The organism is Paraburkholderia terricola (assembly GCF_003330825.1).
GTDB lineage: Bacteria > Pseudomonadota > Gammaproteobacteria > Burkholderiales > Burkholderiaceae > Paraburkholderia > Paraburkholderia terricola.
Genome location: NZ_CP024942.1, coordinates 2463511 through 2490144 on the forward strand (window position 1 = coordinate 2463511; position 26634 = coordinate 2490144).

The window sequence follows — 26634 nt, forward strand, 5'->3', positions numbered from 1 at the left end:
GTGAGCTTCCTCATGGGGTAGGCACCGCGTTGAGTGCCTATGTGGATGCCACGAGCCTTGGCCGGCTCGCAATGACCAGCCGCTCGGCGACAGTCTGGTTGCCCGAAGCGCTGGGGCGCATCGAATCGATTGCCGCAGCCGTCGTCAGCGAGATCGAGGCGTTTTCCAACCCGGCTGCCCAAGGATTAAGCGGGACCTCGCCAGCGCTTCGCCGCATCGGCGAACTCCCTCCCGATCGTCGTGCCCAGCTTCTCGAAACTGCCGTGTCCAGGTATGTGCTGCAATTCGGCGGCGACGGCGACGAGGGGATCGTTGCTTCGCGCAGCCGGTTCGGGGAGCTGTGCAATCAGGTCCAGGCACTCCCTCGCGACGAGCGCTTCACTCAATTGGTATCCGGGTTGGCGAGAGACGCGTTGGCGGAAACCTACCATACCGGACAGCAGTGGAACATGCTCAATACGATCGAACCGTTGCGGCAGGTTCTGCCGCTCATTGCCGCTTTGCCGAAGAGAGAGCGGCACTCGCTCGCCAGTTACCTCAGAAGCAATGTCGTTCATCTGATCCGCCCAGCGGACCGGAATGACGCCGTCATCGCGATCAATCGCGCGGTCGGGCATCGCCGCCGCGGCAATCTCTGTGGCGCGGTAGAAGATTGATCGGACCGTTGCGAATCGTTTGCGTGAATTCGGGAAGCCGCTCATAACCTTATGAACTTTGCTTGGTTGCCGTGCGCCGCGCGGCCCGCTAACGTCGAATCATTTGGCAAGCGGCTCACTCAACCTCTCATCTGGCAAGCTTATGGATTCTCGCGATACATCGGGCTCTTCTATTTCAACGGACGCTTCGGACACACCGGCAGCCTTCGACTCGCTCGATCCACGCCGGCGCACGCTGCTGAAAGCCGCTGCCGCAAGCGCGGCAGCCCTGGCCGCTGGGGCGCCCTGGTCCGTGCAACGGGCTCTGGCTCAGACGCCGTCCAAGGGTAAAACCTTGCGGATCGGCTTTCAGAAATACGGCAACTTCGTGGTGTTGAAAGCGCGTGGCACGTTGGAGAAGCGGCTGGCCGCCCAGGGCGTGTCCGTGCAATGGCTCGAATTTCCCGCGGGGCCTCAGCTTCTCGAAGGCTTGAATGCGGGCGCGGTGGATGTCGGCTCGGTCGGAGAGACACCGCCGATTTTTGCTCAGGCCGGCGGGGTCGAATTCGCGTATATCGGCCACGAGCCGCCGGCGCCCAAGGGCGAGGCGATCGTCGTGCCGCATGATTCGCCGATTCGCTCGGTGAAGGATTTGCGCGGCAAGAAAGTCGCGCTGAACCGCGGATCGAACGTGCACTTTCTGCTGGTCAAGGCCTTGCAGAATGCGGGGCTTTCATACAGCGACATTCAGCCCGCGTTTCTGACACCGGCCGACGCGCGCGCGGCCTTCGTGCAAAACAGTGTCGACGCATGGGTGATCTGGGACCCGTACCTGGCCGCTGTCGAGCGGCAGGCGAACGCGCGGGTGATCGCCAATGGCGAAGGTCTCGTGCGCAATACGCAGTACTACGTCGCCGCGCGCAAGTTCGCCGACACGCAGCCGCAGTTGCTGCGCGAACTCCTCGCCGAACTCGATCAGGTGGATCGATGGAGCCGCGACAATATTCCAGCCGTCGCCAGCCAGTTAGCGCCGCTCGTCGGTCTCGACGCGGCCACGCTCGAGGTGGCGCTGCAGCGCACGAGCTACGGCGTGCAGCCGGTCGATGCGGCGACGCTCGACTACCAGCAACAGATCGCCGACACGTTCACCAGTTTGAAGCTGATCCCGAAGAAGCTGGTGGTGGCGGATGCGAAATGGCGTGCCGCCTAGATGTCACCGGACCTCGCGCAACAGCGGGGTCCGCCTGGCCGACGTAACGATCATGGCCCAACAGGCGTGTGCGCGATGCCGGCCAGATATTCCCACGGATAAATGCCTTGCGCGTGCCCATCGCTGAACACGATCCGCACGCCGTAGCCCATCGGCTGAATCTCGACAATCGCGATATGCGGCCCGCTTCGCGGCGCCGCGCCCGATTGTGCCATGCGGCGACAGGTCGAGCAGGGGCACCGCTCCCTGAGCGTCGCGTTGTCGATCCATTGAGTCTGTCCTTCATGCCACGTCAGCGAAAGTCGCGCTGTCGCGGCATGAAGGGTGACGCGTTCGGGCGCATGCATCAGTCAGTGTCCTTGTCGATCTGCGCCAGCGCGATGCGCACGGCTTTGCGCACTTCCGGATCGGGATCGGTCGCGGCGGCCTGCAAGAGCGGCAGCGACGCGCGGTCGCGGAGTTCGCCGAGCGACAAGGCGGCTTCCTTGCGCAGATTGCTGATGGCATGCGTGAGCAGCACGGCGATCACGGCGCCGGTCGTCGCATCGCGGAGCTTGCCTAGCGCCCGGACCGCCTGCAAACGCACTTGCCAGTAGTCGTCATCGAGAGCCGTGATCAGCGGGTCGCGTGCCTCCGCCGCGCGCAGTTTGCCGAGCGTGGCCGCGGCTTCCTCGCGGACCTGCCAGGCGGAGTCGCGCAGTGCGCGAAGCAGCGTGACGATGGTTTGCTCCGTGTCCGCCGCTTCGACACCCAACGCGCCGATCGCCGCGCGACGCACGGCGGCGTTCGGATCGTCCGTCGCAATGACGGTAAGGGGGCCGAGCGCGCGCTCGCTCTTCAACCAGCCGAGCACGCTCACTGCTTCCAGCCGCACACCGTCTTCGCTCGCCGTCAGCGCGGCCAGCGCGGGGGCGAGCGCACCCGCATGGCGCAGTTCGCGCAAACCGCGCAGCGCCGCCTGGCGCACGAACGGATCGCGATGGCCGGCCCACGGCGCGAGCAGCGGCCCCGAGCGCGGGTCCTTCAGATTCGACAGACTCTGCGCGGCGGCCGCGCGCACGTCGTCGGCACGATCGGTCAACGTTTCGCAGAGCGCCTGAACCACGTCGGCGCGTTCCCACGCGCCGAGCACCTGGGCGGCCTGCGCGCGCACTTGCGGCGACGCGTCGTGGCGCAACGCGGCGACGATCGGCCCGAGCACCGCTTCGTCCTCGAGGTCGGCGAGCGCCAGCAGGGCGATGCGGCGCACCGCGGCGTCCGCGGACGCGAGGCGCGGCAGTAGTTCGGCGGCTTCGGGATCGAGCGAATCGGGGTCGAACGTAAGCGGAAGCGAAATATCGGTCATGAGCTGAAAGAGGTCTGAAGTGAGCCGATGCAGCAGGTGCGTTCAATGCGCGAGTCGATCGTGCGTTGCATGCGTGGCGTGCGTTGCATGCGTTCCTTCGCGGCTAGCGCAGCAGATACGGAATATCGACCCTGACCGCCCCGGTCGGGCAATCTTTCTCGCATGGCATGCAGTACCAGCATTCGTCGAACTTCATGTACGCCTTGCCCTTGCTCAGATCGATCGCAAGCAGATCGAGCGGGCAGACGTCGACGCAAACGGTGCAGCCTTTGTCGGCGATGCATTTGTCTTCATCGATCGTGACGGGCGCGGCGCTGCGCTGAAAAATGTCGTGCGGTGTGGTGGACATGGTCGCTCCTCAAGCGTCGGCAAGCGCGGGTTCGCCGATGCGCAGGTTCTGATAGGCGTGGCTCTCGCGATCGTCGAGCGGCACCACGTACGGTTGCACGGCGCGTTTCTCGCTGACCATGCGGCCCGTTGCGTCCTTTTTTAAATGTGTATGGCAAAACCACTCCGCGTCGTTGCGCTGCGGATAATCGACGCGATGGTGGTACAAGCCCCAGCGGCTTTCCGTGCGATACAGCGATGCATGCGCCGCCATTTCCGCGCAGTCGCGAATCGCCCGAACCTCGGCGGCGCGCATCAGTTCGTGCGGGTTGTCGGCCTTGATCTGCTCGATGTCGGCGGCGATTTCGGTGAAGCGTTGCAGGCCGATTTCCATCTTGCGCGTGACCTTCGGCGGTTGAAGATAGTCGTTCACCATGCGGCGCAGCTTGTATTCGACCTGCGCCGGAGCGAGCCCCGTCTCCCGTTCGAGCGGCGCGTAGATGCGTGTCCGCTCGGCGTCGATCTGCTCGCTATCGAGGGCCGCATGTTCACGGCGTTCGACGTATTGCGCGGCGTTGCGGCCCGCGAACCAGCCATAGGTGAACGCGCCGAGCATATAGTTGTGCGGCACCGCGGCCATGTCGCCGGCCGCGTAGAGACCGGCAACCGTGGTCTCGGCGCGCTCGTTCACATAGACGCCGGAGGCGCTATGGCCGCTGCAAAAGCCGATCTCGGAGATGTGCATTTCGATCATCTGCTGGCGGTAATCGGTGCCGCGTCCCGCATGAAAGCGTCCGCGGCTCGGGCGCTCGTTGGTGTGCAGGATCTGCTCGATCGTTTGAATGGTTTCCTCGGCGAGATGGTCGAGTTTCAGAAACACCGGACCATTGCCGCTCTGCAACTCCTGATAGAACTCCCACATCATCTGACCGCTCCAGTAATCGCACTCGATGAAGCGTTCGCCCTTGCCGTTCGCCGTGAAACCGCCGAGCGGGCCGGTCACATAAGCGCAGGCGGGGCCGTTGTAGTCCTTGATGAGCGGGTTGATCTGGAAACACTCGAGATTGGCTAACGCAGCGCCGGCGTGATAAGCCATCGCGTAACCGTCGCCGGCGTTGGTGGGGTTTTCATAGGTGCCCATCAGGTAGCCGGACGCGGGCAAACCCAATCGTCCCGCGGCGCCGCAACTGAGAATGACCGCCTTGGCGCGCACCACGTAAAAATCCGCCGTGCGGCAATCGAAACCCAGCACGCCGCACGCGCGTCCTTGCGCATCGGTCAGCACGCGCGTAACGACAATGCGATTGGTGATCGCAACGCGCGCGCGTTTGAGCTGCCTGTAGAGCACTTTCTTGATGTCGTGACCTTCCGGCATGGGCAGAACATACGAGCCCATGTGGTGCACTTTCTTCACCGCGTAGTCGCCGGTGCCGTCTTTCTCGAACTTCACGCCCCAGCGGTCGAGTTCCTCGATCGTCTTGAAGCTGTGCCGGGCGTAGGCGTACACGGCCGCCTGATCGACGATGCCGTCGTTGGCGATGGTGATTTCCTTCGTGTATTGCTCGGGCGTCGCATGGCCGGGGATGACCGCGTTGTTCAGGCCGTCCATACCCATCGAAATCGCGCCGCTGCGCTTGACGTTGGCCTTTTCGAGCAATAGCACCTTGAGATCGGGGTTCTGCTCTTTCGCCTTGACGGCGGCCATCGGACCGGCGGTCCCGCCGCCCACCACCACCACGTCGTACTCGATCACCTGTGTGTTCATGGCGTGTTCCTTGTGCTGTTCGGTTCTTTTTGACGGTCGACGCGCAAACGGTAGCGAAACGCATCGCCACGAAAATAGAGGTATTCGTAATCGATCGGCGTGCCGTCCGCGGCGTGCGTGAGGCGTTCGATCCGAAGTACCGGGCTGCCTTCCTCCACGCTCAATGCTGCGGCGATTTCGTCGTCGGCCAGAATGGCGTCGATCGAGACGTCGGCGTGGCCGAGCGGCACGCCGCAATCGTTCTCCAGAATCAGAAAGATGTCGCGCGTGACGAGGTCGGCGTTGGCAATGCGCTTGCCCAATGCTTCCGGCAGCCAGGTGATTTCGAGCGAGACCGGTTCACGATCGAGCAGCCGCACGCGACGGATTTCGGCGACCTTTGCGCTTTCCGGCAGATCGAGGCGACCGGCGATTCGCGCGTTGGCGGCGATGAAGCGGATCTGTCTGACCTGGTTGACGATTTCGTATCCCATCGACGACATCGCTTCGGCGAAACCTTGCAACGCGCTGACGTTCTGAAAGGCTTTCGGTTTGGAGACGAAGGTGCCCTTGCCGTGAAGCTTGAAGACGAGGCCTTCTTTCTGCAGATCGCCGAGCGCCTGGCGCACGGTGATGCGGCTGACGTTGAACATCGCGCACAGTTCGTTTTCAGACGGCATCCGCGCGTGCGCGGCATAACTGCCGTTCAGGATGCGCAGTCGCAGTTCCGTCTTGATCCGCTCGTAGAGCGGCGGCGCGGGAAGGGGCAGCACGATGGCCGGGGCGGGTTGTTGCATGGTGTCGTCGGGTTGCCTGTACTTGTTATGACAAGTTGCTTCACAGTCTAGTGACGGAGCGTCGGCGGGCGAACGAAGAATTTGTGGTTTGCTTTTCTGCGGTGACGCGTTGGAGTCGCTGTCCGCTTTCAATTCGATTGCATGACTTCGCGGACTCGCGCACCGGCTACAATCGGGCCTCCGTCAAAGGCTGACCCGAAGGCTCAAATGGAAATCAAATGGATAGAAGATTTCATCGCCCTTGCTCAGTACCAAAGCTTTTCGCGGGCAGCGGAGTTTCGCAATGTCACTCAGTCGGGCTTTAGTCGCAGGATTCAGTCGCTTGAACAATGGGTCGGCGCCGAGCTGATCGACCGCAGCAGCTTTCCGCCGGTCCTCACACCAGCCGGCCAACTGTTTCGCGAAGTCGCCGAAGACATCCTGGCCCGGCTATTCGATACGCGAGCCATCATCCGTACCGAGCAGCGCATCGCGGGCAAGAGCCTGCAGATTTGCGCGGGGCACACCATCGCTCTGAACTTCCTGCCGACGTGGCTCAAGGCGCTCGCTCCTCAATTCGGCGAAGTGCGTGCTCGTGTGATCCCGACAAACGTTCACGACTCGATTCTCATGCTCGTGAACGGCAACTGCGAGCTGATGTTCGCCTATCATCATCCTGAACTGCCTCTGCACCTGGATCCCGCCAGGTATGAGCATGTCACGGTCGGTCTCGATACCCTGATGCCGGCCAGCCGACCCAACGAGCGTGCCGGCCCGAAGTTCCGCCTGCCGGGGACGAAGCAGCGTCCGCTACCGCTTATCTCCTACACCGAGACCAGCTACTTTGGACGGTGCCAGGCCCTGCTGTTGAAGCGGACCTCGGACGCGTTGTCATTGCGTCTGCACTACGAGTCCGACATGGCGGAGGTTCTCAAGAAGCTGGTAATGGAAGGAGAGGGGGTGGCGTGGCTGCCGAGGAGCACCATCGCAAGGGAACTTGCCGATGGCGAACTCGTTCCGGCGGGACCCGCGAGCTGGCAGTTGCAGATGGAGCTACGCGCCTACCGCGACTCGACCAATCGCAGCGAATTTCTCGACACGCTCTGGCATCATCTCGGCGCCGGCGCGGCGGCGCTGGAATAGGGTTTTCCCACGTTATGCGAAACGCGCATGAGCGCATGCCGCAACAGCATTAGCGTTTTTTTTGACCTCTCTACCATCCGTTCCACGATGAAAGCGGCGCTGCCCGCGTCGCTCTTATCCCTTCTTTCGCGCGTGGCGGTCACTTCGGCCGCCGGCGCCGCCACAGGGACGGATGAACATGAAGAATCGCCTTACTCTGAGCATCGCAGCCGCGATGCTTCTCGGGATCCTGGCTGGCTACGTGTGCCACACGTCCGTCACCGACCCCGCTACCCTTAAAGCAGTGGCCGGTTACTTTTCCATCGTCACGGATATTTTCCTGCGACTGATCAAGATGGTCATCGCGCCGCTCGTTTTCGCCACGCTCGTCTCGGGCCTCGCGGGAATGGATAGCAACGGCGACGTCGGCCGTATCGGACTGCGCTCGGTCGCGTGGTTCGTCAGCGCGTCGATCGTCTCGCTCGGCATCGGCCTCGTCATGGCCAATGCGTTGCAACCCGGCGCCGGACTGCATCTGACGGTGGGTGCCGGCGAGGTGAGCACGGGCCTCAACACCTCGGCGCTGAACGTCAAGGACGTCGTCACGCACGCGTTTCCGACCAGCCTGTTCGATGCGATGGCGCGCAACGACATTCTGCAGATCCTGGTCTTTTCGCTTTTCCTTGGCGTCGGTCTCAGCGCGCTCAAGCGCGACTCGCGTGTCGGCATCGTCATTCAGGCGATCGACGGAATGGTCCCGGTCATGCTGCGGCTGACGAACTACGTGATGCGCGCCGCGCCGCTCGGGGTGTTCGGTGCGATCGCATCGACGGTGACGCTGCGCGGCCTCGACGTGATCTACACGTACGGCAAGCTGATCGGCTCGTTCTATCTTGGGCTGTTCGTACTGTGGGCCATTCTCATCGCCATCGGATATGCGTTTCTCGGTCGCAAAGTGGTGAGTCTGCTGAAGGCTGTGCGCGAGCCGGCGATGATCGCCTTTTCCACCGCGAGCAGCGAGGCGGCCTATCCGCGTCTTACCGAGCAACTGGAGAAGTTCGGCGTCGACAAGAAAGTGGTCGGCTTCACGCTGCCACTGGGTTACGCGTTCAACCTCGATGGTTCGATGATGTACCAGGCATTCGCGGCGATTTTCATCGCCCAGGCCTTCGGTGTCGATATGCCCGTTTCGCAGCAGATATTCATGCTGCTGATTCTCATGTTGAGCAGCAAGGGAATGGCAAGCGTGCCGCGCGGGTCGGTGGTGGTGGTCGCGGCTGTCGCGCCGATGTTTCATCTGCCCGCTGCCGGCGTCGCGTTGGTTCTCGCCATCGACCAGGTTCTCGACATGGGCCGCACGATGACCAACGTGATCGGCAACAGCGTCGCCACCGCCGTGATCGCGAAATGGGAGGCCGCGCGTGAACCGGCGCCGGGCGACATGGCGTTCGAGCCGGCGGAGGTCGAGGCTCGATGAGCGCCGCCCCGATGAAGAGCAGGCGCAAGCTGGGCGTGGTGGGCGGCTTGGGTCCACTGGCCAGTGCCGACGTATTTTTCAAACTGGTGAAGGCGACGCCGGCCTTGTCCGACGCCGAACATGCCGACATCATTTTCGAGCAGCGTCCGTTCAGGGGTTCGGGTTCCGGCAGCGCCGCCACCACGGAGCGTAAGCTTTATATCTTCGACATGATCCGCGATTTCGAGAAGCGCGGCGTGAGCACGATCGTGCTGCCATGCTTTCTCAGTCATACCTTCATCGACGAGTTGAAGGCAAATACGAGTCCGCCGATCGCGAACATTGTCGACGCGGTTCGCAGCCATGTTCAGCGCAAGTTTCCCGACGCGAAACGTATCGGCGTGCTCGCATCCGACTACGTGCGCGAAATGCGGCTCTTTGAACGGTACTTTCCCGCTCCGCGATTCGAGGTCGTGCACCCGCGCGCACTCGGCGATACCGACCTCGTGACGCAAGCCGTCTATGGTGCCGACGGCATCAAAAGCGGCAATCTGGGCGGCCGTGCCGTCGCGCTGCTGCGTGCCGCCTGCGATGACCTGACCGATCAGGGCGTCGATGTGATCGTGCCGGGCATGACGGAGATTGCGCTCGTGGCCGAGGAAACGGGTCCGCTGAAAGTGCCGCTCGTCGACTCGAACATGGCGTATGCGCAATATGTCGTCTCAGACCGATCCAGCTCGCCCGATACGGTTTTCAAGGTCGGCGTGGTGGGCGGTGTCGGCCCCGCTGCGACCATTGATTTCCTCAACAAGATCGTCCGCAATACCCCGGCGTCGCGCGACCAGGATCACATCAAATTGCTGGTCGAACAGAACCCCCAGATTCCCGACCGAACGGAGAACCTTGTCGGCAACGGCGCGGACCCGACCATTTCGCTCTACGCGACGTGCAAGAAGCTCGAAGACGGTGAAGCGGACCTCATCGCCATTCCATGCAACACGGCCCACGCGTTCGTCGACCGGATTCAGCCGTATCTCGGCATCCCCATCGTCAACATGCTCACTGTCACCGTTGACTATCTGCGCGAGGCGTTTCCCGGTCTGCGCGATGTCGGCGTGCTGGCGACGTCGGGCACGATCGACAGCGGCGTGTACCGAAAGGCGCTCGAATCGCGGGGACTGCGGCAGATGGCGCCAGGCCCCGCGCTGCAGGCGCGCGTGATGGACGCCATCTACGGAAAGAAGGGCGTCAAAGCCGGCTTTACGACCGGTGAGTGTCAGGAGGACATTGCCGCGGCCGTCGAAGGACTGATTGCCGAGGGCGTCGAAGTCATCGTGCTGGGATGCACCGAGCTTCCCATGCTTCTTCCGGACGGTGAATTCATCGGCGGCAATGGCGTGCGCGTGCGGCTTGTCGACCCCACCGAAGTGCTCGCGCGGCAGTGCGTCGCGCACGCGATGGGCGCCGCCGACTGAGCGCGCATCAGCCCTCGGGCCCCTGAAAAACAGCGATTTCTCCGCTCGGTTCGTGAACTGGGCGGCGCGCCCGGTTCGTCCTTTTTTTGCATCGGAGCATCACATGTCAACCCGCACTGAACGTATCGAACACGACCTCCTTGGCGATCTACCCGTCCCCGACGAGGCCTATTACGGCGTGCATACCCTGCGCGCGCTGCAGAACTTCCCGATCACGGGTATTCCCATCTCGACGTACCCGAATCTGGTGAATGCGCTCGCCAGCGTGAAGGAAGCAGCCGCGTTGGCCAATCACGATCTAGGTTTGCTGCCGGACCACAAGATGAAGGCCATCGTGCAAGCATGCCACGCGATTCGTAGCGGCGTCGCACATGACCAGTTCGTGGTCGATGTCATTCAGGGCGGTGCCGGCACATCCACGAACATGAATGCCAACGAGGTCATTGCCAATCTCGCGCTCGAGTACCTGGGCTATGGACGCGGCGACTACGCGGCGCTACACCCCAACGAGGACGTCAATCTTGGGCAAAGCACCAACGATGTCTACCCGACTGCACTGAAAATCGCGGCTTACATGGGCATTGTCCAACTCGTTCACGCGATGGCTGTGCTGCGTGCTTCATTCGAGCGCAAGGCGGAGGAATTCAAAAACGACCTGAAGATGGGGCGGACCCAGTTGCAGGACGCCGTGCCCATGACGCTGGGTCAAGAATTCAGCACGTTCGCCGTGATGCTCGGCGAGGACGAAGCGCGCTTGATGGAGGCTTCGACGCTGATCTGCGAAATCAATCTGGGGGCAACGGCAATTGGCACTGGCATTAACACGTCGCCCGACTACGCGCCGCTCGTGTGTCGCCATCTTGCCGGCATCACGGGAATTCCGGTCACCACTTCGCCGAATCTCGTCGAGGCCACGCAAGACGTCGGCTCCTTCGTGCAATTGTCGGGCGTGCTGAAGCGCGTGGCGGTCAAGCTCTCGAAGATATGCAATGACCTCCGGCTGCTTTCGAGCGGTCCTCGTGCGGGCTTTGGAGAAATCAACCTGCCTGCCGTTCAGGCGGGCTCGAGCATCATGCCCGGCAAGGTGAACCCGGTTATTCCCGAAGTGGTGAACCAGATTGCATTCGAAGTCATCGGCAACGACGTGACCGTCACCTTCGCGGCGGAAGCGGGGCAGTTGCAACTGAATGCGTTCGAGCCGGTGATCGCACACAGCCTCTTCAAGAGCGTTGCGCATTTGCGGGCGGGCTGTCTCACGCTGGCATCGAAGTGCGTGGACGGCATTACCGCGAACCGCGAACGACTGCAGGCCCTCGTCGAGAACTCCATCGGCATCGTGACCGCGCTCAACCCGTACATCGGCTATGTGAATGCGACCCAGGTCGCGCAGCAGGCACTCATCTCTGGCAGAGGCGTCGCGGAAATCGTTGTCGAGCGCGGCCTTCTCACGCGCGCGCAACTCGACGAGATCCTGCAACCCGCCATGCTGACCCAGCCGCGCCAGGCGATCGCATTCGACTGATCCGGTGATTCACACGCCGGGGCTGGGCGGGTTCCGCTTCGGTTGCCGGCATGCCGTGCCGACGAGCCCACATCCCGGTGACAGCGCTGTTGGATGCGATGCACCGGGTGGTAACATTTGTTGTCAACTTTCTCGGCCGCTTGCCCGGACCATCGCATGCCAGACAGCTTCGACCAGCTTGCCGTCCTGATCCGCGCGCGCTTCTCCGAACTGAGTCCGCAGTTTCAGATGGGGGCGGCCTTCCTGCTCGATCATCCCGACGAAGTCGCGGTCTCGTCGATGCGCAAGGTGGCCGAGCGCGCCCAGGTGCAACCGGCGTCGCTGGTGCGTTTGTCGCAGCAACTCGGTTTCCCCGGCTGGAATGAATTGCGCAACCTGTTCGTCGCGCGCGTGCGCACGCGGCCCGAGCCGCTCACCAGCCGCGCACGTTCGCTCGTCAAGTCCAAAGACGCGCTGGCGAACGATCTGCTGGTCGCGCAGCAGCACAATCTCGAAGTCACCGCCGCGCACAATGGTCGCGTGATCGTGGAAGCGGCACGGCTGTTGCGGCGCGCGCCGCATGTGCACGTGGCGGGGTTTCGCTCGTGTTACGCGGTGGCGTTCGGTCTCGTGTACGGCTACCGGTTGTTCCGTTCGTCGGTGTCGCTGCTCAACGGCGAGGCCGGCACGCTGGAAATGCAATTGCGCACGGTCGAACGCGACAGCGCGACCATCGTCATCAGTTTCGCGCCGTATTCGGTGGAGGCCGCGCGCGTGGCGGAAGCCGCACTGGAAAAGGGCAGCAAGCTGATTGCGATCACCGACAGCGCGGTCTCCCCCATCGCGCTCAATGCGGACAAGGTGCTGATTTTTTCGCACGAGAGTCCGTCGTTCTTTCCGTCACTGGTCGCGGCCACGGCGATTGCCGAGTCGCTGGTCGCGCATCTGCTCGCGCTCGAAGGCACGGATGCGGTCGAACAACTCGCCATCGCCGAACAGTCGCTGCATGCCAAGGGCGCCTACGTCCCCTGAGTTTCGCGTCTGAAACTGTTGATCTTCGCTGTCAGGCAGCGTTGCTCGATGCCATCGACAGCGCACTTGCCGCCGTTTGAAAACAACTCTGCAACTTGCGAGACCGACGATGACCGAACGTTTGCCTCATTTCGAACCGTCCGATGCCACGCCCGAACAGAAGGCGGTTCTGGACGAGATTTTGTCCGGGCCGCGCGGCAATCTGAACGGTCCGTTTCTCGGCTGGATTCATAGTCCCGAACTCGCGCAACACGCGCAGCGCCTGGGCGCGTTCTGCCGCTATCGGACAGGCTTGCCGCTGCGCCTGTCGGAACTGGCGATTCTGGTCACGGCGGCGCGCTGGCGGGCGCAGGCCGAGTGGACCATCCACCATCCGATCGCGTTGCAAGCGGGCGTGGCCGAAGCGGACGCCGAGGCGATCCGCCAGCGGCGGCGCCCGGTTTTCGCTGATGCCGACGACGCGTTGATCCACGACTTCGCGAGCGAACTGTACGACACTCAACGCGTATCGGATGCGACCTATGCGAAGGCCGTCGAGCGCTTCGGGCATCAGGTGGTGATCAACCTGGTGGGTCTGCTCGGCTACTACGCGCTGGTCGCGATGACGCTCAACGTGTTCGACATGCGGGCGGCCGGGCAGGACAGCTTGCCCTTCGCCGGGTAGCGCAGTGCAGCATGCCGCCCGTCATGACGCCGACGCACGGAAGCGCCTATGATGAAGTCCGGTCCACGCCCCCGCCCACCGCGCCGCGCGAGACTCGCGACCCATGCCGACACCGCGGAACATTCGGGCGGGACCGTTGCGGCGGGCATCAGCTCAGGTCGTGGAGCGCGCGAAGCAGGGCACAAACAGGAGAGAGCGATGAAGCGCAAGGCATCAGCAGTCTGGCAAGGCGGCCTGCAAGACGGCAAGGGCTCGATTTCCACCGACAGCGGCGTACTCAAGGAGACCCAGTACTCGTTTTCCACGCGCTTCGCGGACGGCATCGGCACGAATCCCGAAGAACTGATCGCGGCTGCGCACGCGGGGTGTTTCTCGATGGCGCTATCGGCGGAACTGGGCAAGGCCGGCATCACGCCCGAACGTATCGGCACGACGGCCACCGTCACGCTCGATAAGGAGGGCGGCGGTTTTGCCATCACCGCCGTGCATCTGGACGTGGCGGTCAAGATTCCCGGCGGCGACAAAACCGCGTTCGACAAGGCCACCGCGGACGCCAAGGCGGGTTGTCCGGTGTCCAAGGTTCTGAACGCCACGATCACGATGGACGCCAAACTCGAAACCTGAGTTCGCGCCTGGGTGCGTACCCGGGTTCTTGCTGTTCCCAGGCTTTCTCAGGCCGTCGACGCAATGCGGCCGGCGCGCGGGGCGAAACCCGCCGCCGGCTTTTACCCGTTGACCGGCAATCTCAACGATCCGCCAGTGCGCCGCGATCATGCGCCGGGCCGGGTCGGTCTTTCATGGAACCGCAGATGACAACGCAATCAGAAAAAGCTCAGCTCTTCCGTTCGTATCACACAGCCGGCGAAGCCTTCATCATCCCGAACCCGTGGGACATCGGCAGCGCGCGGCTGCTCGCGCTGGCCGGCTTCAAGGCGCTCGCCACCAGCAGCGCGGGCTATGCGTTTTCGCGCGGCTTGCCGGATAACGCCATCGGCCGCGCGCAGATGATGGTGCACCTCGGCGAAATCGCCGGCGCCACCGCTCTGCCGGTCAGCGCCGATCTGGAAAACGGTTTCGGCGACGCCCCCGAGGACTGCGCCGAAACCATCGCGCAAGCGGCGGCGGCAGGGGTGGTCGGCGGCTCGATCGAGGACGCGACCGGCCGAGCCGACGAACCGGTCTACCCGTTCGAGGCCGCCGTGGAGCGCGTGCGCGCCGCGGTGGTCGCGGCTCGCGCGCTGCCGTTTCCGTTCACGCTCACGGCCCGCTCGGAAAACTATCTGGTGGGCCGCCCCGACCTCGACGATACGATCCGGCGTTTGCAGGCTTACCAGCAAGCCGGCGCGGACGTGCTTTACGCGCCGGGTCTGAAGACGCGCGAAGAGATCGCCGCCGTGGTGGGCGCGCTCGAGCGGCCGGTGAATGTGTTGATGGGACTGCAAGGCGTGCTGCTCAGTTTCGACGAGTTGCGGGCGCTAGGCGTGCGCCGCGTGAGCGTGGGCGGCTCGCTCGCTCGTGCCGCGCTGGGCGCGTTTCTGCGCGCGGCGCACGAGATGCGCGATCACGGCACGTTCAGTTACACGAAAGACGCGGTGAGCGGCAACGAAATCAACCAGCTCTTCAGCACGGCCGCGCGGAAGTGGCAGAAGCCGGGCTGAGACGGCGTCAGAAAGAGAGGGTGAGGGATTCCATTCGCCCACTTACTTGGTCGTGTAACCGCCGTTGATCAGAATGGTTTGCCCGTTGATCCACCACCCGTCGCTGACCAGATGGCGGATGAAGGGCACCACATCCCCGATGTCGGTCAAACCAGTCGAGGAGAACGGCGAGAGTGCGGCGGCCGACTTGTGGTAAGCCACCGCGTCCGCACCTTCGGCGGGATAGAAGAACGGCGTGTCCATGGGCCCGGGGCCGACGGCCGTTACGGAGATACCGCGCGCGCCGAATTCCTTGGCCGCCGCGCGTGTGAAATGTTCGACCGGCGCCTTGGTGCCCGCATAGGCCGCGTAAAACGGGGTGAACGCGCCAAGCAGCGACGTGACGAGCGTGACGATCTTGCCATTATCGTTGACGTGCTTGCCTGCCTCTCTGAGAAAGAAGAACGCAGACTTGGAATTCACCGCCGTCATTTCATCGTATTCGGCCTCGGTGATATCGACGAACGGCTTTTTCAACACCTTGCCTACCGTGTTGATTGCAATATCGGGGCGGCCGACGGCGGCGACGACATCCGAAAACAGCTTCTCGACCGCGCCGGCCGAGGTCAGATCGGCCTGGAAAGCGACTGCCGTGGCACCCGCCGACTCGATCGCGGCAAGTGTCTCGTCCGCCGCGGCTTTCGAGCTCGCGCTGTTGTAGTGGATCGCCACTGCCCTGGCGCCCTGCGCGGCGAGATTCCGTGCAATCAGCCCACCGAGATTTTTCGCCCCGCCCGCAATGACGACGGTTTTGCCTTTGATGCTGTGGTCTGCCATGTTTCATCCCCCAGTGCCGAAGCCGCCCTATGCAGCCTCTCATCCTGCTCGATGATATATTCCAGGAAAATCATTTAAACCTACTGTTTCTGACATCACTGGTCAGAAAAGTCGAACAGTGGAAGGGCGTGCCTGCACATGACGATGAGTGAGACCGGCGGCGCGCGCGCGTGCCGGACCGATGGACTGCATCCCCTGCGGAAAGCTCGATACGACGGCGAGCCGCGCGCTCGCGAAGGTGGGAGCGAACGTGGATCGTATTGACCTGTTTCGCGTCTTCGCGCGCGTCGTCGAATGTGCGAACTTCACGCGCGCGGCGGACACGCTCGGCTTGCCCCGCTCGTCGGTTTCCGCGGCGATCCAGGAACTGGAAGGACGGATCGGCGCCCGCTTGCTGCATCGGACAACGCGCAAGGTGTCGCCGACACAGGACGGCGCGGCGCTCTATGAACGCTGTCTTCGCCTGATCGCCGATGTAGAGGAGACCGAGAACCTGTTTCGGCAGACATCGGTGGGGCCGGGCGGCGTCTTGCGCATCGACGTGCCAGGCCGTATAGGCCGGTTGATCATCGCACCCGCACTGCCGGGATTCCTCGTCTCCTATCCGAAAATCGACATCACGCTCAGCCTGACCGATCGCACGATCGACCTCATCGAAGAACGCGTCGACTGCGTGCTGCGCGTGGGCAAGCCGCACGAGTCCGGCATGATCGCGCGTCCGATGGGCGATCTGCCACTCATCAATGTTGCGAGCCCCCTCTATCTGTCCCAGCACGGTACGCCTTGCACCCCCGGCGACATGACAACCCAACAGGTCGTTCACTATGCGTCGCCAACGAGCGGGCGTATCGCGCCCTGGGAATGGCTCGATGGCGAGACTGTCAGAACGTTGACAACCCAGGGCCGCGTGACCGTCAACAGCGCGGAGGCGTATATCGCATGCTGCCTTGCAGGACTTGGCTTGATCCAGATTCCTGCCTATGACGTGCAACAGCATCTGCGTGCGGGCGAACTGATCGAGGTGATGCCCGAATACCGGGCTGCGCCAATGCCGATGAACCTGCTCTATCCGCATCGGCAACATCTGTCGCGCAGGGTTCAGGTGTTCGCCGACTGGCTCGATGCGCTCTTGAAAGCGCAACTCGTTTGCGATTCGGGTGCGGGCGAATGAAGCCGGTCGATCAGGGCGTCGGTCTTTCGTCGCACAGCGGCGACCGATGCGGTTCGAGATAACCGAACGGACGCGGGAAAGCGTGGAGACCGGGATAAAGGCGGCCGCACAGCCAGCTACCGGAGTCTCGCCCCCGGATAAATCTCCTGGTATTTCCGGAAGGCATAGGGCCCATATTGCAGCGGCGCGGAAGCATTATTGGAAGCGCCCCTAACCTGGCCGAGCGGTACGACGAGGGTCTCGTAGTCGGGCTGGAAGAAGAACGGCAGTGAGAGGCGCTCGCATGCGGTATTCACACGATGGCGCGTCGCCACATAACGGCCTCCGGTCCAATACTGGAGCATGTCGCCGATATTGCAAACATATGCGCCGGGCAGTGTCGGTGCGCTGGTCCAGCACCCATCGCGCGTCTGAATTTCGAGCCCTGGGCTGTCTGCAAGCAACATCGTCAGACAGCCGTAGTCGGTATGCGCACCGCAGCTATAGTCCCCAATCTCTGTTTGTGCGAGCTTTTCTGCTGACGCAGGAATCGAAGCTATTTGCGGCAGATCCTTGGGGGCCGGGTAATGCGCGGTGCGAAACTGCCAGAAGGGGCGGTCATTGAACGCGAGCCGGAAAAAATCTTCCTGCAAATCGAGGCTCAACGCGATGCCTCGCATCAGATCGAAACCGAGCCCGACCATATGGCCGATATAGCATGTCAACGCCTCGCGATAGCCGGGGAGCGCCGGCCAGAGGTTCGGTCCATGCATTGGCTTGCCGGACACGACATCGGGATGGTTTGGCGCGAATTCGACACTGAACTCCATCAGCTCATACGCATTGCGTTTGCCGTCCGCCAGTTCCGACAGCAGCGGGGCATAGCCGCGGAAGCACCGGCTATGCCGTTCAAGCGACAGTTTCATTTTTTCTTCGACCGATAGGGCAAAGAAAGTCTCCGCGTGCTCGAACACGGCATCGATCGCGGCCTCCGGCACGCCGTGATTGACGATACAGAAGAACCCGGTCTCACGGCACGCGCGTCCCAGTTGCGCGGCAATCCGCCGGCTGCCGGCTGGGTCCAGGCGCCGCAGCGCACCGATATCGATAACGGGGATGGCGGTGTCATTCATCGTGTCTTTCCTCGATGAAACCGGACTGGAACGGCCGGTGTACGGCTGAATAGGCATCGTTGCGTGAAACCATGACCGCTCGTCCGGTCTTCGAAGCGGTGACCGCTGTCGCGAGTCGGCGGGCGCCGGCTTGCCCGATCCTCGCCGCGCGCGGCACGCGAATCTCCGGCATGAACGTGATCGCCAGCATCAGCAACGCGGCCACGGCGGCGCACCAGCGCAGATCAACGGCGATCGGCGCGCGTTGCGCAAAGCGCGAGTCGAGCAGGGCGTCGCCGAGCGCGGCGGGCGTCCACAGCCGGCGATAGCCGAAGCCAATCTGGCCGGACAGTGTTTGCAGATACGCTTCGCGCACCTGCGACAACTCTTCCCGGCTCACGGCAGCGGGCGCGCCAGGCCGTGCGGGGGACACCGCCGTCGTTTGGACTACCTCGCTGGCGAGCCAGAAGCCCGCCGGGCGACCGTCGTTGCCGGTTCTGGGAATCGGTGCGGGCCGCTCGCCGCCGACACCGATCAGCCAGCCGCCCACGTCGCCCGTCGTGATGCCCGGCAGCGATGTTTCGGACGGCGGACGCGGCGGCGCCTCCTGACCGTCGGTTACGAACACCACCGCTGTGTGGTCGCCGATCTGCTTCGCCTGCCGTATCGCCGAATAAAGGCCGCCATTGGCGATGCGGCTCGCGTTCGCCCAGCGCATGCGGCCGTCGATGCCGTCGAGGGACGCGAGCAGCGCGTCGTAGTGTTCGCATACCTCGACCGGCGGCAACAGCAGCAGCGCGCGCGCATCCGTGAACACGCTCCAGCCGATGCGCGATCCGCACGGCATCCGCCGCAGCGCATCGCGCATCGCCGCGCGCGCATACGCAAGACGGCTCGTACGCACACCGTTTAGCGTCACATCTTCGACGTTCATGCTTTGCGTGATGTCGAACGTGACGACGTAGTCGAAGCGTTCGCGCATCAACGTAATCTTCGGCATCCACAACGCGGCGGCGAGCAGGGCAAGCGCGGCAACCAGTGCGTATTGCCGGTAGCCGAACACGCGCGGCACGGCCGGCTTTATCGCTTTCCCCATCGCGTCTTTCACGGCAGATCCCCCAACACGACGTCCGGCACGGTCAGCGCGCGCCGATACGCCGGGGGCTCATGGCCGTCGCCGAACGCTTCGGTGGTCTCCGGTTGCAGCCAGAGCGCGCGCTCGAGGTTGTAGCGCGCGTCCCAGTCCGCCGGATAGGCGCGCAGCAGTTCGCGATAACGGTTCTTGGCGAGTTCGATCAGCGGCGCGGAAGCGAGCGGGTTCGCGGTCCCCGCCGCGATCGCCTCACGCAGGTACATGTTGGCGAGATCGAACAACGCCGTGCGCCCGGTCTCGTCGAGATGCGCGCGATCGATCAGACCGTTGTAGAGCTTCGACGCCGCATCGTGTTCTCCCGTTTTCGACAACGCGACGGCCTGTGCGAGCCGCACTCGCGCGGTCCGGTCGATTCCCGCGCCGGTGACGCTGCGCGCAGCCGTCGCGGCGCGCAACACCGCCGCGTTGCCGCGCAGCGCATCCACGAGACGCCAGCCCTGATAGCCGGCCAACGCCGCGCAGCACAGCGCAAGCGCCGCAAAGCCCGCATGAACCGTGCGTCGCTTCATGACCAGCTCCTCAATACCGCGAAGCGCAACCCGACCAGCAAGGCACAGCCCGCGAGCGCGACCCCGAAGCACAGCGAGCCATGACTGCCAGCGGGCACGCGCTCCAGATACGACACGGGGAAGTGCTGCTGCGCGTCGATGTCGGCCATCGCAGCCGCCAACGCGCCGGAGTCATCCGTCTGATAGAGGCGGTACGGCGTTTTCAGCGACTGGAAGTACCGATGCAGTGCGGCCTCCTCGGACGACTCGTCGCCCGGCTTGATCGCATTCAGATCCGCGCTGTTCGCGCTGCTGCGAATGTAAATGAAATAAAGCGTGATGCGATTGCGCGTGAGACTCGCCGCGATGCGTTCGCGCATCGCGGCGTCGAGTCGCGCACCGCCGTCGGAGACCAGCACGATCACGCGATTGCCGTTGTAATCGCGCTGGTCGAACTGACCGACGGCCGCCAGCAGCCCACGGTCGAGCCGCGTATCCGGCATGCCCCGGCCGATGCCGGTACTCGCCACCGCACTCTCGATCGCCTGTTTGTCGCGAGTGAGCGGCATGACGAGCAATGGGCTCGTGCCGAACATCATGAACGCAACGCGGTCGTCGTTGCGTTTGTCGATGAACTTCGTCAGCACCTCACGCGCGGCGTGGTTCTTCGACATGCCTTCCGATAATGCACCTGCGGCCTTGACGCCGGCAGGCGGGATGATCGCGTCCATGCTCGAACTGCGGTCCATCAGCACGACGATTTCCGCGCCGCGCGCAATCCGCGCCACTTGCCGCTCCGGCCGCTGTGGATCGGCAAGTCCGATCACGATCAGCGCCATCGTCGCGACCGCAATCGCCTTCAGTGCGATGCCGGCGGCATGCCCGAGCCGGTCGCGCGGCAGCCAGTCGACGTGCGAAAACATCAGTGTGTCGCTGCGCCGGGGCCATAACGGCAGCAGCGCGAGCGGCAGCAACGCCAGCATCCACGGCGACGAAAATGCGAGCATGGCGGTCATCGGTGATGACGCCTTTCGGCAAGCCGAAGCTCCCGGGCCAGTTCGAGAAGCCGATACGGCTCGTGCGTCGGCGAAACTGCGAAGAACCGCTCGGCCGACTGTGCGTAGAAGCGTTCGAGCCGCTCGCGCAATGGGCTCAAATACGGTGCGCGGACGAACAGCGCGCCCAACGTTCCTGCGTGAAGCGCCTGTCCGGCGGCCTCGTTCAGTGCGCGATGCACGGACACCCACGCGTCGGGTTCGCGGTCGACCTGCACCGCGTCGAGGCGCTCCAGCGCGCGGCACGCGCGGGCGAACGGCAAGCGGCCCGCATCGCGGCGATTGCGCCACAGCCACCACCCAAGCCACGCACATGCAACGAAAGCCAACACCGCCAGCGACGCGATCAGGCGCTGGCGCAGCGGGGCGATCGGCAACGGTGAGGGTTGACGGTCGGGCTGCATGTCCTGCAGCGAACCCTGCGCGAACGCGCTGCGCGGCGTCAGCGGCGCGACGCTGACCGGCCACGCGGCGACCGCCAACGCCGGGCTCGAAGCGACGGGGGCTCGCAGCATCAAGGCAGGCAGAGTGATCGCGGTGAGGGTCTGCGGCGCGTTGATGACTTGATACTCAAGCACCAGCCAGCGCTCGCCGCCGGCATCCGTTTCGACCTTCGCCGCGCGCCGCTCGAGCCACGCGCCGGTGCGTTCGAGCGGCGGCAGTGTCGCCGGTTCAAACGGACGGTCGTTCGCGCGAAGCAGGACACGCTGCGAAATCACATCGCCGAGCAGATAACCGAAGCTGCGCGGCTGAGCTGTTGCCGCGATTACGTTTTGCTGGGCAAGGGCGCCGTATGAAAAGCACGCTGAGGCGAACATACAGAGAAGCGCGGCGACGCGCGTCGTCAGCGACACGCGGTCGCCCACCTGTGGCCGCAAGAAGGAAACTCGCCGCGTCATGCCGTCAACTCCAGAAAGTAACGCGACAGCGCCTGCGGATCGAACGGACCGGTCAGGTAAAAAGGCCGCACGCCATGCGCGGTGCACAGCGCATCGATCCGCGCGCGTCGCTGTGCGACCGCATTACGCCACTGTGCACGTAGCGCCGGGCGCATCCATAACGTGCGCCGCCCGTTCGATTCGGCGTCGCGCATCATCATTAGCGCGTTCTCTTGCGGTGCTTCGAGTTCGAACGGATCCCACACGACGATCGGTACCAGCAGGGCCGGCATCAATAGATCGAACGATGCGCGCAGCGTGTCGAGTGGCCAGTGGAAATCCGATACGACAAACACGAGTCCCTGGCGTCCGCTGAGCCTTTCGGCCGCGCGACGCAAACCGGTCGCGCCGTCGCCCTCGCGGCGCAGTGCCGGCCGGCCGCCTTCGGACAGCATCGCACGCATCGCGGCGCCGGCGCCGCGATGATGGCGCGCGGGCAACATCAGGTCGTCGCGCAAACCGGTATCGAACGCAAGCAGGCCGACCGCATCGCCGACCCGAAACGCGCTGCGTCCCAGTGAATCGACAAAGTCGCCGACGACCTCGAGCTTCGCCCGGCGCGAACCGAACGACATCGATGCCGATACGTCGACGACCGCATGCACGGTGACGGCCGTGCGTTGCCGCTGCATCCGAACCAGCCAGTCGCGGCCAACGTGCCGCAGACTCGCGCGCAGATCGAGACGCCGCGGATCGGGATGGTCGAAAAGCCGCGCGTGCGTGGCAAAAGCCTGGCCGCCGCCCACGCTCGAACCGTGATGCGAGCCGGGGCGATATCCGCCTGTCCGGGATGGCATCCGGTAATGGAATTCGTGGATCGCACTCATCGCGTCGCTCGCGCCGTGTCGATCGGCATCATGGCGCGGCGACGCGGCGCATGATCGCCTGCACCAACGCGTCGGCCAGTTCCGCACGGCGCAGTTCGTAGATCGGTGTAAAAAACACGCGATGGCCGAGCGCGGCCGGCAGCACCGCATGGATGTCCTCGGGAATCAGATAGGCGCGTTCGGCCAGCCACGCGACCACGCGCGCCGCGCGCAGCAGCGCGCTCATTCCGCGCGGACTGGCGCCTGCGAGTATCAGCCGGTCGATATCGACGTCGCCGAGCCGGATGTCGTATTGCGCGGGTTTTTCGGTGGCCTCCCAGAGTTGCAGCACGTATCGCTCGATCGTCTCGCTTGCGCGCACATGACGCTGGATCGACGCGGCCACCGCATTCAGCTCACGCCACGACAGCATGCCGGCGGGCAACTGTTCAAGCACCGTGTCGACGTCGTGAAACAGCGGGTCGAAAACGAGCCGGCTGCGAATGGCGGGGTCCGCGGGCGTCGGCATGTTCAGTTCGAACATGAAGCGGTCGCGCGCGGCGGACGCCAGTTCGAAGGTTTCCTCCTTTTCGACCTTGTTGCGATCGGCGAATACCGTCATGTGCGGAAAGTGATGTTCGCGATTGAATGCGGATACCGACCGCTCGGCCATCGCGCGCAGCAGCAGCGATTGCACCTGCGGCCGCGCGCGGTTGATCTCGTTGAAGAAGAACGTCGTGAGCCGCTCGCCATGACGCAGCAACGGGCCGGGGTCGATGCGCGGCGCGCCTTCGGCGTCCACGTAGGTGTGGTAGACGAGATCGCCAGGCATCAGGTCGATCGTTCCCTCGACGCGTTCGAACTCGCCGCCGATCGCCCGCGCAAAAGCACGCAGCAGCGTGGTCTTGCCGACGCCCACGTCGCCTTCGAGCAGCACATGTCCGCGCGCGAACAACGCGACGGTGATCAGGCGTATCACCTGCTGCTGCCCGATGACCGCCTGCGCGACGGCCGCTTCCAGTTGCAGCGCGTCGCTGCGCCAGTCCTGCAACGCTTCTTCAGAGAGCATCCGGTTTCTCCGTTCTGGACGTCGGTTGAGTGGTTGCTGCACGCTGGTTGTGTATCTGATACCTGCTGTTTATCGCTACCTCTCGGCGCGGGCATCAGGCGGCGAGATGCCGCGCAATTCTCGGCGACGTGAAGACGGCGCCGAAGGCGAAGCGCATGACCGGGCCGAAGCTGGTCGCCGACACCGGCCCGACGAAATACAGACCGCGCACGGACGATTCGAAATGCGCGGAGAGACGAGGCGTCGATCCAATTAATGCGAGCCGGTCGACGATCCGTGGCGCGAGAAACGGCAGGCGGCGCGCATCGCTGCGGTAGCCGGTCGCCGCGATCAGGTGGTCGCCGCTTACGACGCGGCGCTTGCCATCCTGGCCTCGCAATTCCAACTCCACCTGGTTTCCGTCAGCGCGAGCCGCTTCGATTTCAAAGCCAAGCAGTTGGGAGACGGCCTCCGCCCGTTCGCGCATGAACCATCCGACCGAGGGGCCGAGAAATTCCCGCACGGTCCGCAGCCGGCGCTCGTCAGGGAAATAGCGGTATAGCCACGGCCATATGTCGGTGCAAGTACGCTGCTTCCAGCCCGGACCGACGCCGGACATCGGCATCGAAACGCGCTTGAGCAAGGGACGGTTTAGCGGCTCGTCGTAGTTGAATCTGACGGCTGAACGCCGCGCGATCAGCTGGACCGTCGCACCGGCATCCTCTAGCAATACCGCGAGATCGAATGCGGACGCGCCCGCGCCAAGCACGAGCACGCGCTGTCCGCGAAACCGCTCCAGTTCGCGATGCTCGCCGCTGTGTGACAGGCGCTCGGACGGCAGATGCGCGAGCACATCGGGAATATGACGGAAATGGTCGATGCCTACGGCCAGCACGACCTTGCGCGCGCTGAATGAGCCGCCGTTCGCCAGTTGCAGCGCAAAACCCTCCGCGCACGCGTCGATCGTTTCGACCGGCACATCTTCCAGACCGGGCGCGAAACGTTGCTGGAACGCCAGCCCATATGCCGAGAACGTATCTAATTGCACTGGTAGTCCGACTTCGTGATATGGAATGCCCTGTTGTTCGCAGTAGTGGCGCAGCGTGAAGGTTCGGCCCGGATCGCAGATCGTCGACGAAAAACCAGCGGACTTGAGCATCATCCCCTTGGGCATGTGTCTGCGCCAGATCTGCATTGGCGTGCCGAATATCCGCAACGACTTGCCGCTGCCGCGCAGGTGAGCGGCGATCGACAGCCCGAACGGGCCGGCTCCTACGATGGCGATATCAACATTGGCTTGCATGCGTCACTCCATCGTGGTAGATGCGGCGGGACAATCGCCTGTCACACGGACATCGCGATCCGGATTGCGGACGTGCTCGAAGCAATATCCGGATGCGAACACGAAGTCCTGTCCCGAGCCAGTCGCGACAAGAAACCGCTCGACTGTTTCCGAGGTCAGGCCCGTCGCGCCGCTGCGAATCGCTGTGGCCGACACGCCGTCGGTGCGCACGACTGCGCACGGAAAGACCCAGCCGCAATCGTCGAACAGGTTCCTGACCCACATGCCGCCCGTATCGCTGCCATGCAAGCCATGCAACGGCTGACCTCGATGCCGTCTGCGGACCTCGCGCAACACGCCGACGAAACCTTCCTTGTCGTAGATGTCCGGCAGATCCAGCACTTCGACGCGTTGCGCGAGGCCGGCATCGCCGCATGCCGCCCTGAGCAGTTCCCTGCGGACTTCGTAATCGTAAAAGCGATTGCCCGTCGGAAAGTAGTTCTTGCCAGGATCCGCAGACGAGGTTTTCGAATAGATGCGCATGCCGGCCTCGCGCGACATCGCTATCTCTCCGCGTTCGAGCGCCTGCCGATGCAGTTTCGGCACGGTCGTGCAATGCACATAGATCGTGTCCAAACGACGCCCGTCCAGTGCGTCGCGGATCATCCGCAGATGCGAGTTGTGCACGGGATTAAACGAGCCGAAAAACACGCCGACGCCTGCGCGTGGAAACCAGAACGAACGAAGATCGGCGAGCGCGCCGACGAGCAGGTCCGCTAAATAGACGGCCGCACCGGTCACCGCGAGATATCGCACGGCCGGTTCGACGACGACGCTGGCGACGAGCCATGCCGCCACGGCAAGCGCAAGAACGAGGTTGCTCGTCCGCTCGCCGCGTCCGTGGTACGCAAACCGGAATGCAAGAGATTGCAGAGCCGCCGAAGCGGCGGTCGCGATGACGAAGGTCATGGCGTCGAGTAAGCGCTGCCCCGTCGCTGTGCCAACCAGGGTCGCCACGACCAGTACGACAGGCGCGTGCAGCGCCAGCCTCGCGAGCCGGCCAGGCGTGACGCGCGCGAAACGTAACCCGATAGCGTCCTCGGTGCGAATCATTTTGACTGCAACAGCCGGCAGTAGTGACGCGCTAGCGGCAAGGCCGAAGCTTGCCGCTAGCGCGGCCTCGGCGGACGCGGCCGCGCGCGACCAGACGATCGCGATGGGCCAGGCTGCGGCAAGCCAGGGATAGACCCGCGAGCTGACGCGCAGCCGCGCTCTACCAAGCATAGCGGCCACCGTTTTCATGGACGCCCTCCGGGAGAAGAGTGCCCGCGAACCATTCCAATGTGCAGGATCCGGTCTTCGATGTACGGTTCGCCCTGCGGCGCGAAACCGAACGACTGATAAAACTCCCTCAGATAGAATTGCGACGATATCTTGACAGGGGTATTGCCGCGAACTTCATCAAGATGTGCGAGCGCGAGCGTGACAAGTTCGCGGCCGATACCGGCATGACGATGCTCCGGATGTACCACGACTCTGCCGAAGCTAAAAAAGCCCGGCTCGAACAGATCCTTCGGCAACACGCGCGCGTACGCAACGAGCCGGCCATCGACGAAGCCGGTTAAATGACGGCAATGCGGGTCGCGTCCGTCCGCGTCGAGATAAGGCACATTCTGTTCGACGACAAAGATGCTTTCCCGCAGGCTGATCGCCGCGTAGAGGTGCGCGACTGGCAGTTGCTCGAAGCTGGACCAGCGCCACGCGACTGCGTCGGCGCGCGCGTTGACGGAGTGCGAAGCCGATGCCGCCACTGCTTCCACTCTCGACGCCAGATTGCGGAT

At 63.8% G+C, this 26634-nt stretch carries 27 protein-coding genes; 11 read left to right on the top strand and 16 right to left on the bottom strand.

All coding sequences use genetic code 11. The annotated features are described in order from the left end of the window. Positions 1–29: 29 nt before the first annotated feature. Together CUJ90_RS29665 and CUJ90_RS29670 are read left to right on the top strand one after the other, a co-directional pair. The gene (locus CUJ90_RS29665) at positions 30–656 is read left to right on the top strand and encodes a hypothetical protein (protein ID WP_114164489.1); all 627 of its coding nucleotides are present in this window, start codon (positions 30–32) and stop codon (positions 654–656) included. A gap of 142 nt (positions 657–798) precedes the next feature. Further along, a complete protein-coding gene (locus tag CUJ90_RS29670; protein ID WP_073430005.1) occupies positions 799–1845 on the top strand; it encodes a sulfonate ABC transporter substrate-binding protein in 1047 nt (348 codons plus the stop codon). Between the two features lie 50 nt (positions 1846–1895). On the opposite strand, the gene CUJ90_RS29675 is transcribed toward CUJ90_RS29670, so the two are convergent. The 5 genes from CUJ90_RS29675 to CUJ90_RS29695 form a co-directional block, all read right to left on the bottom strand. Next, positions 1896–2192: a DUF971 domain-containing protein gene (locus CUJ90_RS29675; RefSeq protein WP_073430004.1), complete on the bottom strand. Its 297-nt coding sequence runs from the start codon at positions 2190–2192 to the stop codon at positions 1896–1898. Continuing rightward, a complete protein-coding gene (locus tag CUJ90_RS29680) occupies positions 2192–3190 on the bottom strand; it encodes a HEAT repeat domain-containing protein (protein WP_114164490.1) in 999 nt (332 codons plus the stop codon). Before CUJ90_RS29680 ends, CUJ90_RS29675 begins: the two co-directional genes overlap by 1 nt. A 103-nt stretch (positions 3191–3293) precedes the next feature. Further along, positions 3294–3539 (bottom strand): 4Fe-4S dicluster domain-containing protein, encoded by a 246-nt coding sequence (locus CUJ90_RS29685; protein WP_073430002.1) that lies wholly within the window; start codon positions 3537–3539, stop codon positions 3294–3296. Positions 3540–3548: 9 nt separating this feature from the next. Further along, the gene (locus tag CUJ90_RS29690) at positions 3549–5282 is read right to left on the bottom strand and encodes a fumarate reductase/succinate dehydrogenase flavoprotein subunit (RefSeq protein WP_114164491.1); all 1734 of its coding nucleotides are present in this window, start codon (positions 5280–5282) and stop codon (positions 3549–3551) included. Beyond that, on the bottom strand, positions 5279–6058 hold the full coding sequence (locus CUJ90_RS29695) for a GntR family transcriptional regulator (protein WP_073430000.1): 780 nt from the start codon (positions 6056–6058) through the stop codon (positions 5279–5281). Before CUJ90_RS29695 ends, CUJ90_RS29690 begins: the two co-directional genes overlap by 4 nt. 207 nt (positions 6059–6265) lie before the next feature. Here CUJ90_RS29695 and CUJ90_RS29700 point away from each other — a divergent pair, with 207 nt between their 5' ends. The 8 genes from CUJ90_RS29700 to CUJ90_RS29735 all read left to right on the top strand — a co-directional run bounded on the left by CUJ90_RS29700 (position 6266) and on the right by CUJ90_RS29735 (position 14945). Continuing rightward, a complete protein-coding gene (locus tag CUJ90_RS29700) occupies positions 6266–7180 on the top strand; it encodes a LysR substrate-binding domain-containing protein (protein ID WP_073429999.1) in 915 nt (304 codons plus the stop codon). Between the two features lie 178 nt (positions 7181–7358). Beyond that, positions 7359–8636 carry a dicarboxylate/amino acid:cation symporter gene (locus CUJ90_RS29705; RefSeq protein ID WP_114164735.1) on the top strand — a complete coding sequence of 426 codons (1278 nt, stop codon included), beginning with the start codon at positions 7359–7361 and terminating at the stop codon, positions 8634–8636. After that, positions 8633–10090, top strand: a complete 1458-nt coding sequence (cuyB, locus tag CUJ90_RS29710) for a cysteate racemase (protein ID WP_114164492.1) — start codon at positions 8633–8635, stop codon at positions 10088–10090. The genes CUJ90_RS29705 and cuyB overlap by 4 nt, the downstream gene beginning before the upstream one ends. Before the next feature lie 103 nt (positions 10091–10193). Then, positions 10194–11612, top strand: coding sequence for an aspartate ammonia-lyase (gene aspA, locus CUJ90_RS29715; protein ID WP_083086341.1), 1419 nt, complete (start codon positions 10194–10196; stop codon positions 11610–11612). A gap of 156 nt (positions 11613–11768) precedes the next feature. Continuing rightward, entirely contained in the window at positions 11769–12623 is an 855-nt protein-coding gene (locus CUJ90_RS29720; RefSeq protein WP_073429995.1) for a MurR/RpiR family transcriptional regulator, read from the top strand. Positions 12624–12732: 109 nt separating this feature from the next. Beyond that, the gene (locus tag CUJ90_RS29725; RefSeq protein ID WP_073429994.1) at positions 12733–13287 is read left to right on the top strand and encodes a carboxymuconolactone decarboxylase family protein; all 555 of its coding nucleotides are present in this window, start codon (positions 12733–12735) and stop codon (positions 13285–13287) included. A 198-nt stretch (positions 13288–13485) separates the two neighbouring features. Next, positions 13486–13911, top strand: a complete 426-nt coding sequence (locus tag CUJ90_RS29730) for an OsmC family protein (RefSeq protein ID WP_073429993.1) — start codon at positions 13486–13488, stop codon at positions 13909–13911. A 185-nt stretch (positions 13912–14096) separates the two neighbouring features. Continuing rightward, positions 14097–14945 (top strand): isocitrate lyase/PEP mutase family protein, encoded by an 849-nt coding sequence (locus tag CUJ90_RS29735; protein ID WP_073429992.1) that lies wholly within the window; start codon positions 14097–14099, stop codon positions 14943–14945. Positions 14946–14987: 42 nt separating this feature from the next. Here CUJ90_RS29735 and CUJ90_RS29740 read toward each other — a convergent pair whose 3' ends face one another. Next, positions 14988–15761: an SDR family oxidoreductase gene (locus tag CUJ90_RS29740; protein WP_073429991.1), complete on the bottom strand. Its 774-nt coding sequence runs from the start codon at positions 15759–15761 to the stop codon at positions 14988–14990. Positions 15762–16011: 250 nt separating this feature from the next. Between CUJ90_RS29740 and CUJ90_RS29745 the strand changes: the two genes are divergently transcribed. After that, positions 16012–16932, top strand: a complete 921-nt coding sequence (locus CUJ90_RS29745) for a LysR family transcriptional regulator (protein ID WP_073430022.1) — start codon at positions 16012–16014, stop codon at positions 16930–16932. A gap of 116 nt (positions 16933–17048) precedes the next feature. Here the strand turns inward: CUJ90_RS29745 and CUJ90_RS29750 are convergent, their stop codons facing one another. The 10 genes from CUJ90_RS29750 to CUJ90_RS29795 all read right to left on the bottom strand — a co-directional run bounded on the left by CUJ90_RS29750 (position 17049) and on the right by CUJ90_RS29795 (position 26613). Continuing rightward, the gene (locus CUJ90_RS29750; RefSeq protein ID WP_161553737.1) at positions 17049–18044 is read right to left on the bottom strand and encodes an isopenicillin N synthase family dioxygenase; all 996 of its coding nucleotides are present in this window, start codon (positions 18042–18044) and stop codon (positions 17049–17051) included. Then, positions 18037–19119: a vWA domain-containing protein gene (locus tag CUJ90_RS29755; RefSeq protein ID WP_227470941.1), complete on the bottom strand. Its 1083-nt coding sequence runs from the start codon at positions 19117–19119 to the stop codon at positions 18037–18039. Before CUJ90_RS29755 ends, CUJ90_RS29750 begins: the two co-directional genes overlap by 8 nt. Before the next feature lie 8 nt (positions 19120–19127). Further along, a complete protein-coding gene (locus tag CUJ90_RS29760) occupies positions 19128–19685 on the bottom strand; it encodes a hypothetical protein (RefSeq protein WP_073429989.1) in 558 nt (185 codons plus the stop codon). Beyond that, positions 19682–20680, bottom strand: a complete 999-nt coding sequence (locus tag CUJ90_RS29765) for a vWA domain-containing protein (RefSeq protein ID WP_073429988.1) — start codon at positions 20678–20680, stop codon at positions 19682–19684. The genes CUJ90_RS29760 and CUJ90_RS29765 overlap by 4 nt, the downstream gene beginning before the upstream one ends. Continuing rightward, a complete protein-coding gene (locus CUJ90_RS29770) occupies positions 20677–21618 on the bottom strand; it encodes a calcium incorporation protein MxaA (RefSeq protein ID WP_152035388.1) in 942 nt (313 codons plus the stop codon). Before CUJ90_RS29770 ends, CUJ90_RS29765 begins: the two co-directional genes overlap by 4 nt. Next, entirely contained in the window at positions 21615–22484 is an 870-nt protein-coding gene (locus tag CUJ90_RS29775) for a DUF58 domain-containing protein (protein WP_073429987.1), read from the bottom strand. Before CUJ90_RS29775 ends, CUJ90_RS29770 begins: the two co-directional genes overlap by 4 nt. Before the next feature lie 28 nt (positions 22485–22512). After that, positions 22513–23532, bottom strand: a complete 1020-nt coding sequence (locus CUJ90_RS29780) for an AAA family ATPase (RefSeq protein ID WP_073429986.1) — start codon at positions 23530–23532, stop codon at positions 22513–22515. A 94-nt stretch (positions 23533–23626) separates the two neighbouring features. Continuing rightward, positions 23627–24814 (bottom strand): NAD(P)-binding domain-containing protein, encoded by a 1188-nt coding sequence (locus CUJ90_RS29785; RefSeq protein WP_073429985.1) that lies wholly within the window; start codon positions 24812–24814, stop codon positions 23627–23629. Between the two features lie 3 nt (positions 24815–24817). Beyond that, a complete protein-coding gene (locus tag CUJ90_RS29790) occupies positions 24818–26077 on the bottom strand; it encodes a nucleotidyl transferase family protein (RefSeq protein WP_193615296.1) in 1260 nt (419 codons plus the stop codon). Positions 26078–26091: 14 nt separating this feature from the next. Then, on the bottom strand, positions 26092–26613 hold the full coding sequence (locus tag CUJ90_RS29795; RefSeq protein WP_159442575.1) for a GNAT family N-acetyltransferase: 522 nt from the start codon (positions 26611–26613) through the stop codon (positions 26092–26094). Positions 26614–26634: the final 21 nt, after the last annotated feature.

What these genes read in the sequence shown, in the direction of transcription:
- CUJ90_RS29670 (WP_073430005.1), top strand. Translation starts at nt 799, where the DNA reads ATGGATTCTCGCGATACATCGGGCTCTTCTATTTCAACGGACGCTTCG.
- CUJ90_RS29675 (WP_073430004.1), bottom strand. Translation starts at nt 2,192, where the DNA reads ATGCATGCGCCCGAACGCGTCACCCTTCATGCCGCGACAGCGCGACTT.
- CUJ90_RS29680 (WP_114164490.1), bottom strand. Translation starts at nt 3,190, where the DNA reads ATGACCGATATTTCGCTTCCGCTTACGTTCGACCCCGATTCGCTCGAT.
- CUJ90_RS29685 (WP_073430002.1), bottom strand. Translation starts at nt 3,539, where the DNA reads ATGTCCACCACACCGCACGACATTTTTCAGCGCAGCGCCGCGCCCGTC.
- CUJ90_RS29690 (WP_114164491.1), bottom strand. Translation starts at nt 5,282, where the DNA reads ATGAACACACAGGTGATCGAGTACGACGTGGTGGTGGTGGGCGGCGGG.
- CUJ90_RS29695 (WP_073430000.1), bottom strand. Translation starts at nt 6,058, where the DNA reads ATGCAACAACCCGCCCCGGCCATCGTGCTGCCCCTTCCCGCGCCGCCG.
- CUJ90_RS29700 (WP_073429999.1), top strand. Translation starts at nt 6,266, where the DNA reads ATGGAAATCAAATGGATAGAAGATTTCATCGCCCTTGCTCAGTACCAA.
- CUJ90_RS29705 (WP_114164735.1), top strand. Translation starts at nt 7,359, where the DNA reads ATGAAGAATCGCCTTACTCTGAGCATCGCAGCCGCGATGCTTCTCGGG.
- cuyB (WP_114164492.1), top strand. Translation starts at nt 8,633, where the DNA reads ATGAGCGCCGCCCCGATGAAGAGCAGGCGCAAGCTGGGCGTGGTGGGC.
- aspA (WP_083086341.1), top strand. Translation starts at nt 10,194, where the DNA reads ATGTCAACCCGCACTGAACGTATCGAACACGACCTCCTTGGCGATCTA.
- CUJ90_RS29720 (WP_073429995.1), top strand. Translation starts at nt 11,769, where the DNA reads ATGCCAGACAGCTTCGACCAGCTTGCCGTCCTGATCCGCGCGCGCTTC.
- CUJ90_RS29725 (WP_073429994.1), top strand. Translation starts at nt 12,733, where the DNA reads ATGACCGAACGTTTGCCTCATTTCGAACCGTCCGATGCCACGCCCGAA.
- CUJ90_RS29730 (WP_073429993.1), top strand. Translation starts at nt 13,486, where the DNA reads ATGAAGCGCAAGGCATCAGCAGTCTGGCAAGGCGGCCTGCAAGACGGC.
- CUJ90_RS29735 (WP_073429992.1), top strand. Translation starts at nt 14,097, where the DNA reads ATGACAACGCAATCAGAAAAAGCTCAGCTCTTCCGTTCGTATCACACA.
- CUJ90_RS29740 (WP_073429991.1), bottom strand. Translation starts at nt 15,761, where the DNA reads ATGGCAGACCACAGCATCAAAGGCAAAACCGTCGTCATTGCGGGCGGG.
- CUJ90_RS29750 (WP_161553737.1), bottom strand. Translation starts at nt 18,044, where the DNA reads ATGAATGACACCGCCATCCCCGTTATCGATATCGGTGCGCTGCGGCGC.
- CUJ90_RS29755 (WP_227470941.1), bottom strand. Translation starts at nt 19,119, where the DNA reads ATGGGGAAAGCGATAAAGCCGGCCGTGCCGCGCGTGTTCGGCTACCGG.
- CUJ90_RS29760 (WP_073429989.1), bottom strand. Translation starts at nt 19,685, where the DNA reads ATGAAGCGACGCACGGTTCATGCGGGCTTTGCGGCGCTTGCGCTGTGC.
- CUJ90_RS29765 (WP_073429988.1), bottom strand. Translation starts at nt 20,680, where the DNA reads ATGACCGCCATGCTCGCATTTTCGTCGCCGTGGATGCTGGCGTTGCTG.
- CUJ90_RS29770 (WP_152035388.1), bottom strand. Translation starts at nt 21,618, where the DNA reads ATGACGCGGCGAGTTTCCTTCTTGCGGCCACAGGTGGGCGACCGCGTG.
- CUJ90_RS29775 (WP_073429987.1), bottom strand. Translation starts at nt 22,484, where the DNA reads ATGAGTGCGATCCACGAATTCCATTACCGGATGCCATCCCGGACAGGC.
- CUJ90_RS29780 (WP_073429986.1), bottom strand. Translation starts at nt 23,532, where the DNA reads ATGCTCTCTGAAGAAGCGTTGCAGGACTGGCGCAGCGACGCGCTGCAA.
- CUJ90_RS29785 (WP_073429985.1), bottom strand. Translation starts at nt 24,814, where the DNA reads ATGCAAGCCAATGTTGATATCGCCATCGTAGGAGCCGGCCCGTTCGGG.
- CUJ90_RS29790 (WP_193615296.1), bottom strand. Translation starts at nt 26,077, where the DNA reads ATGCTTGGTAGAGCGCGGCTGCGCGTCAGCTCGCGGGTCTATCCCTGG.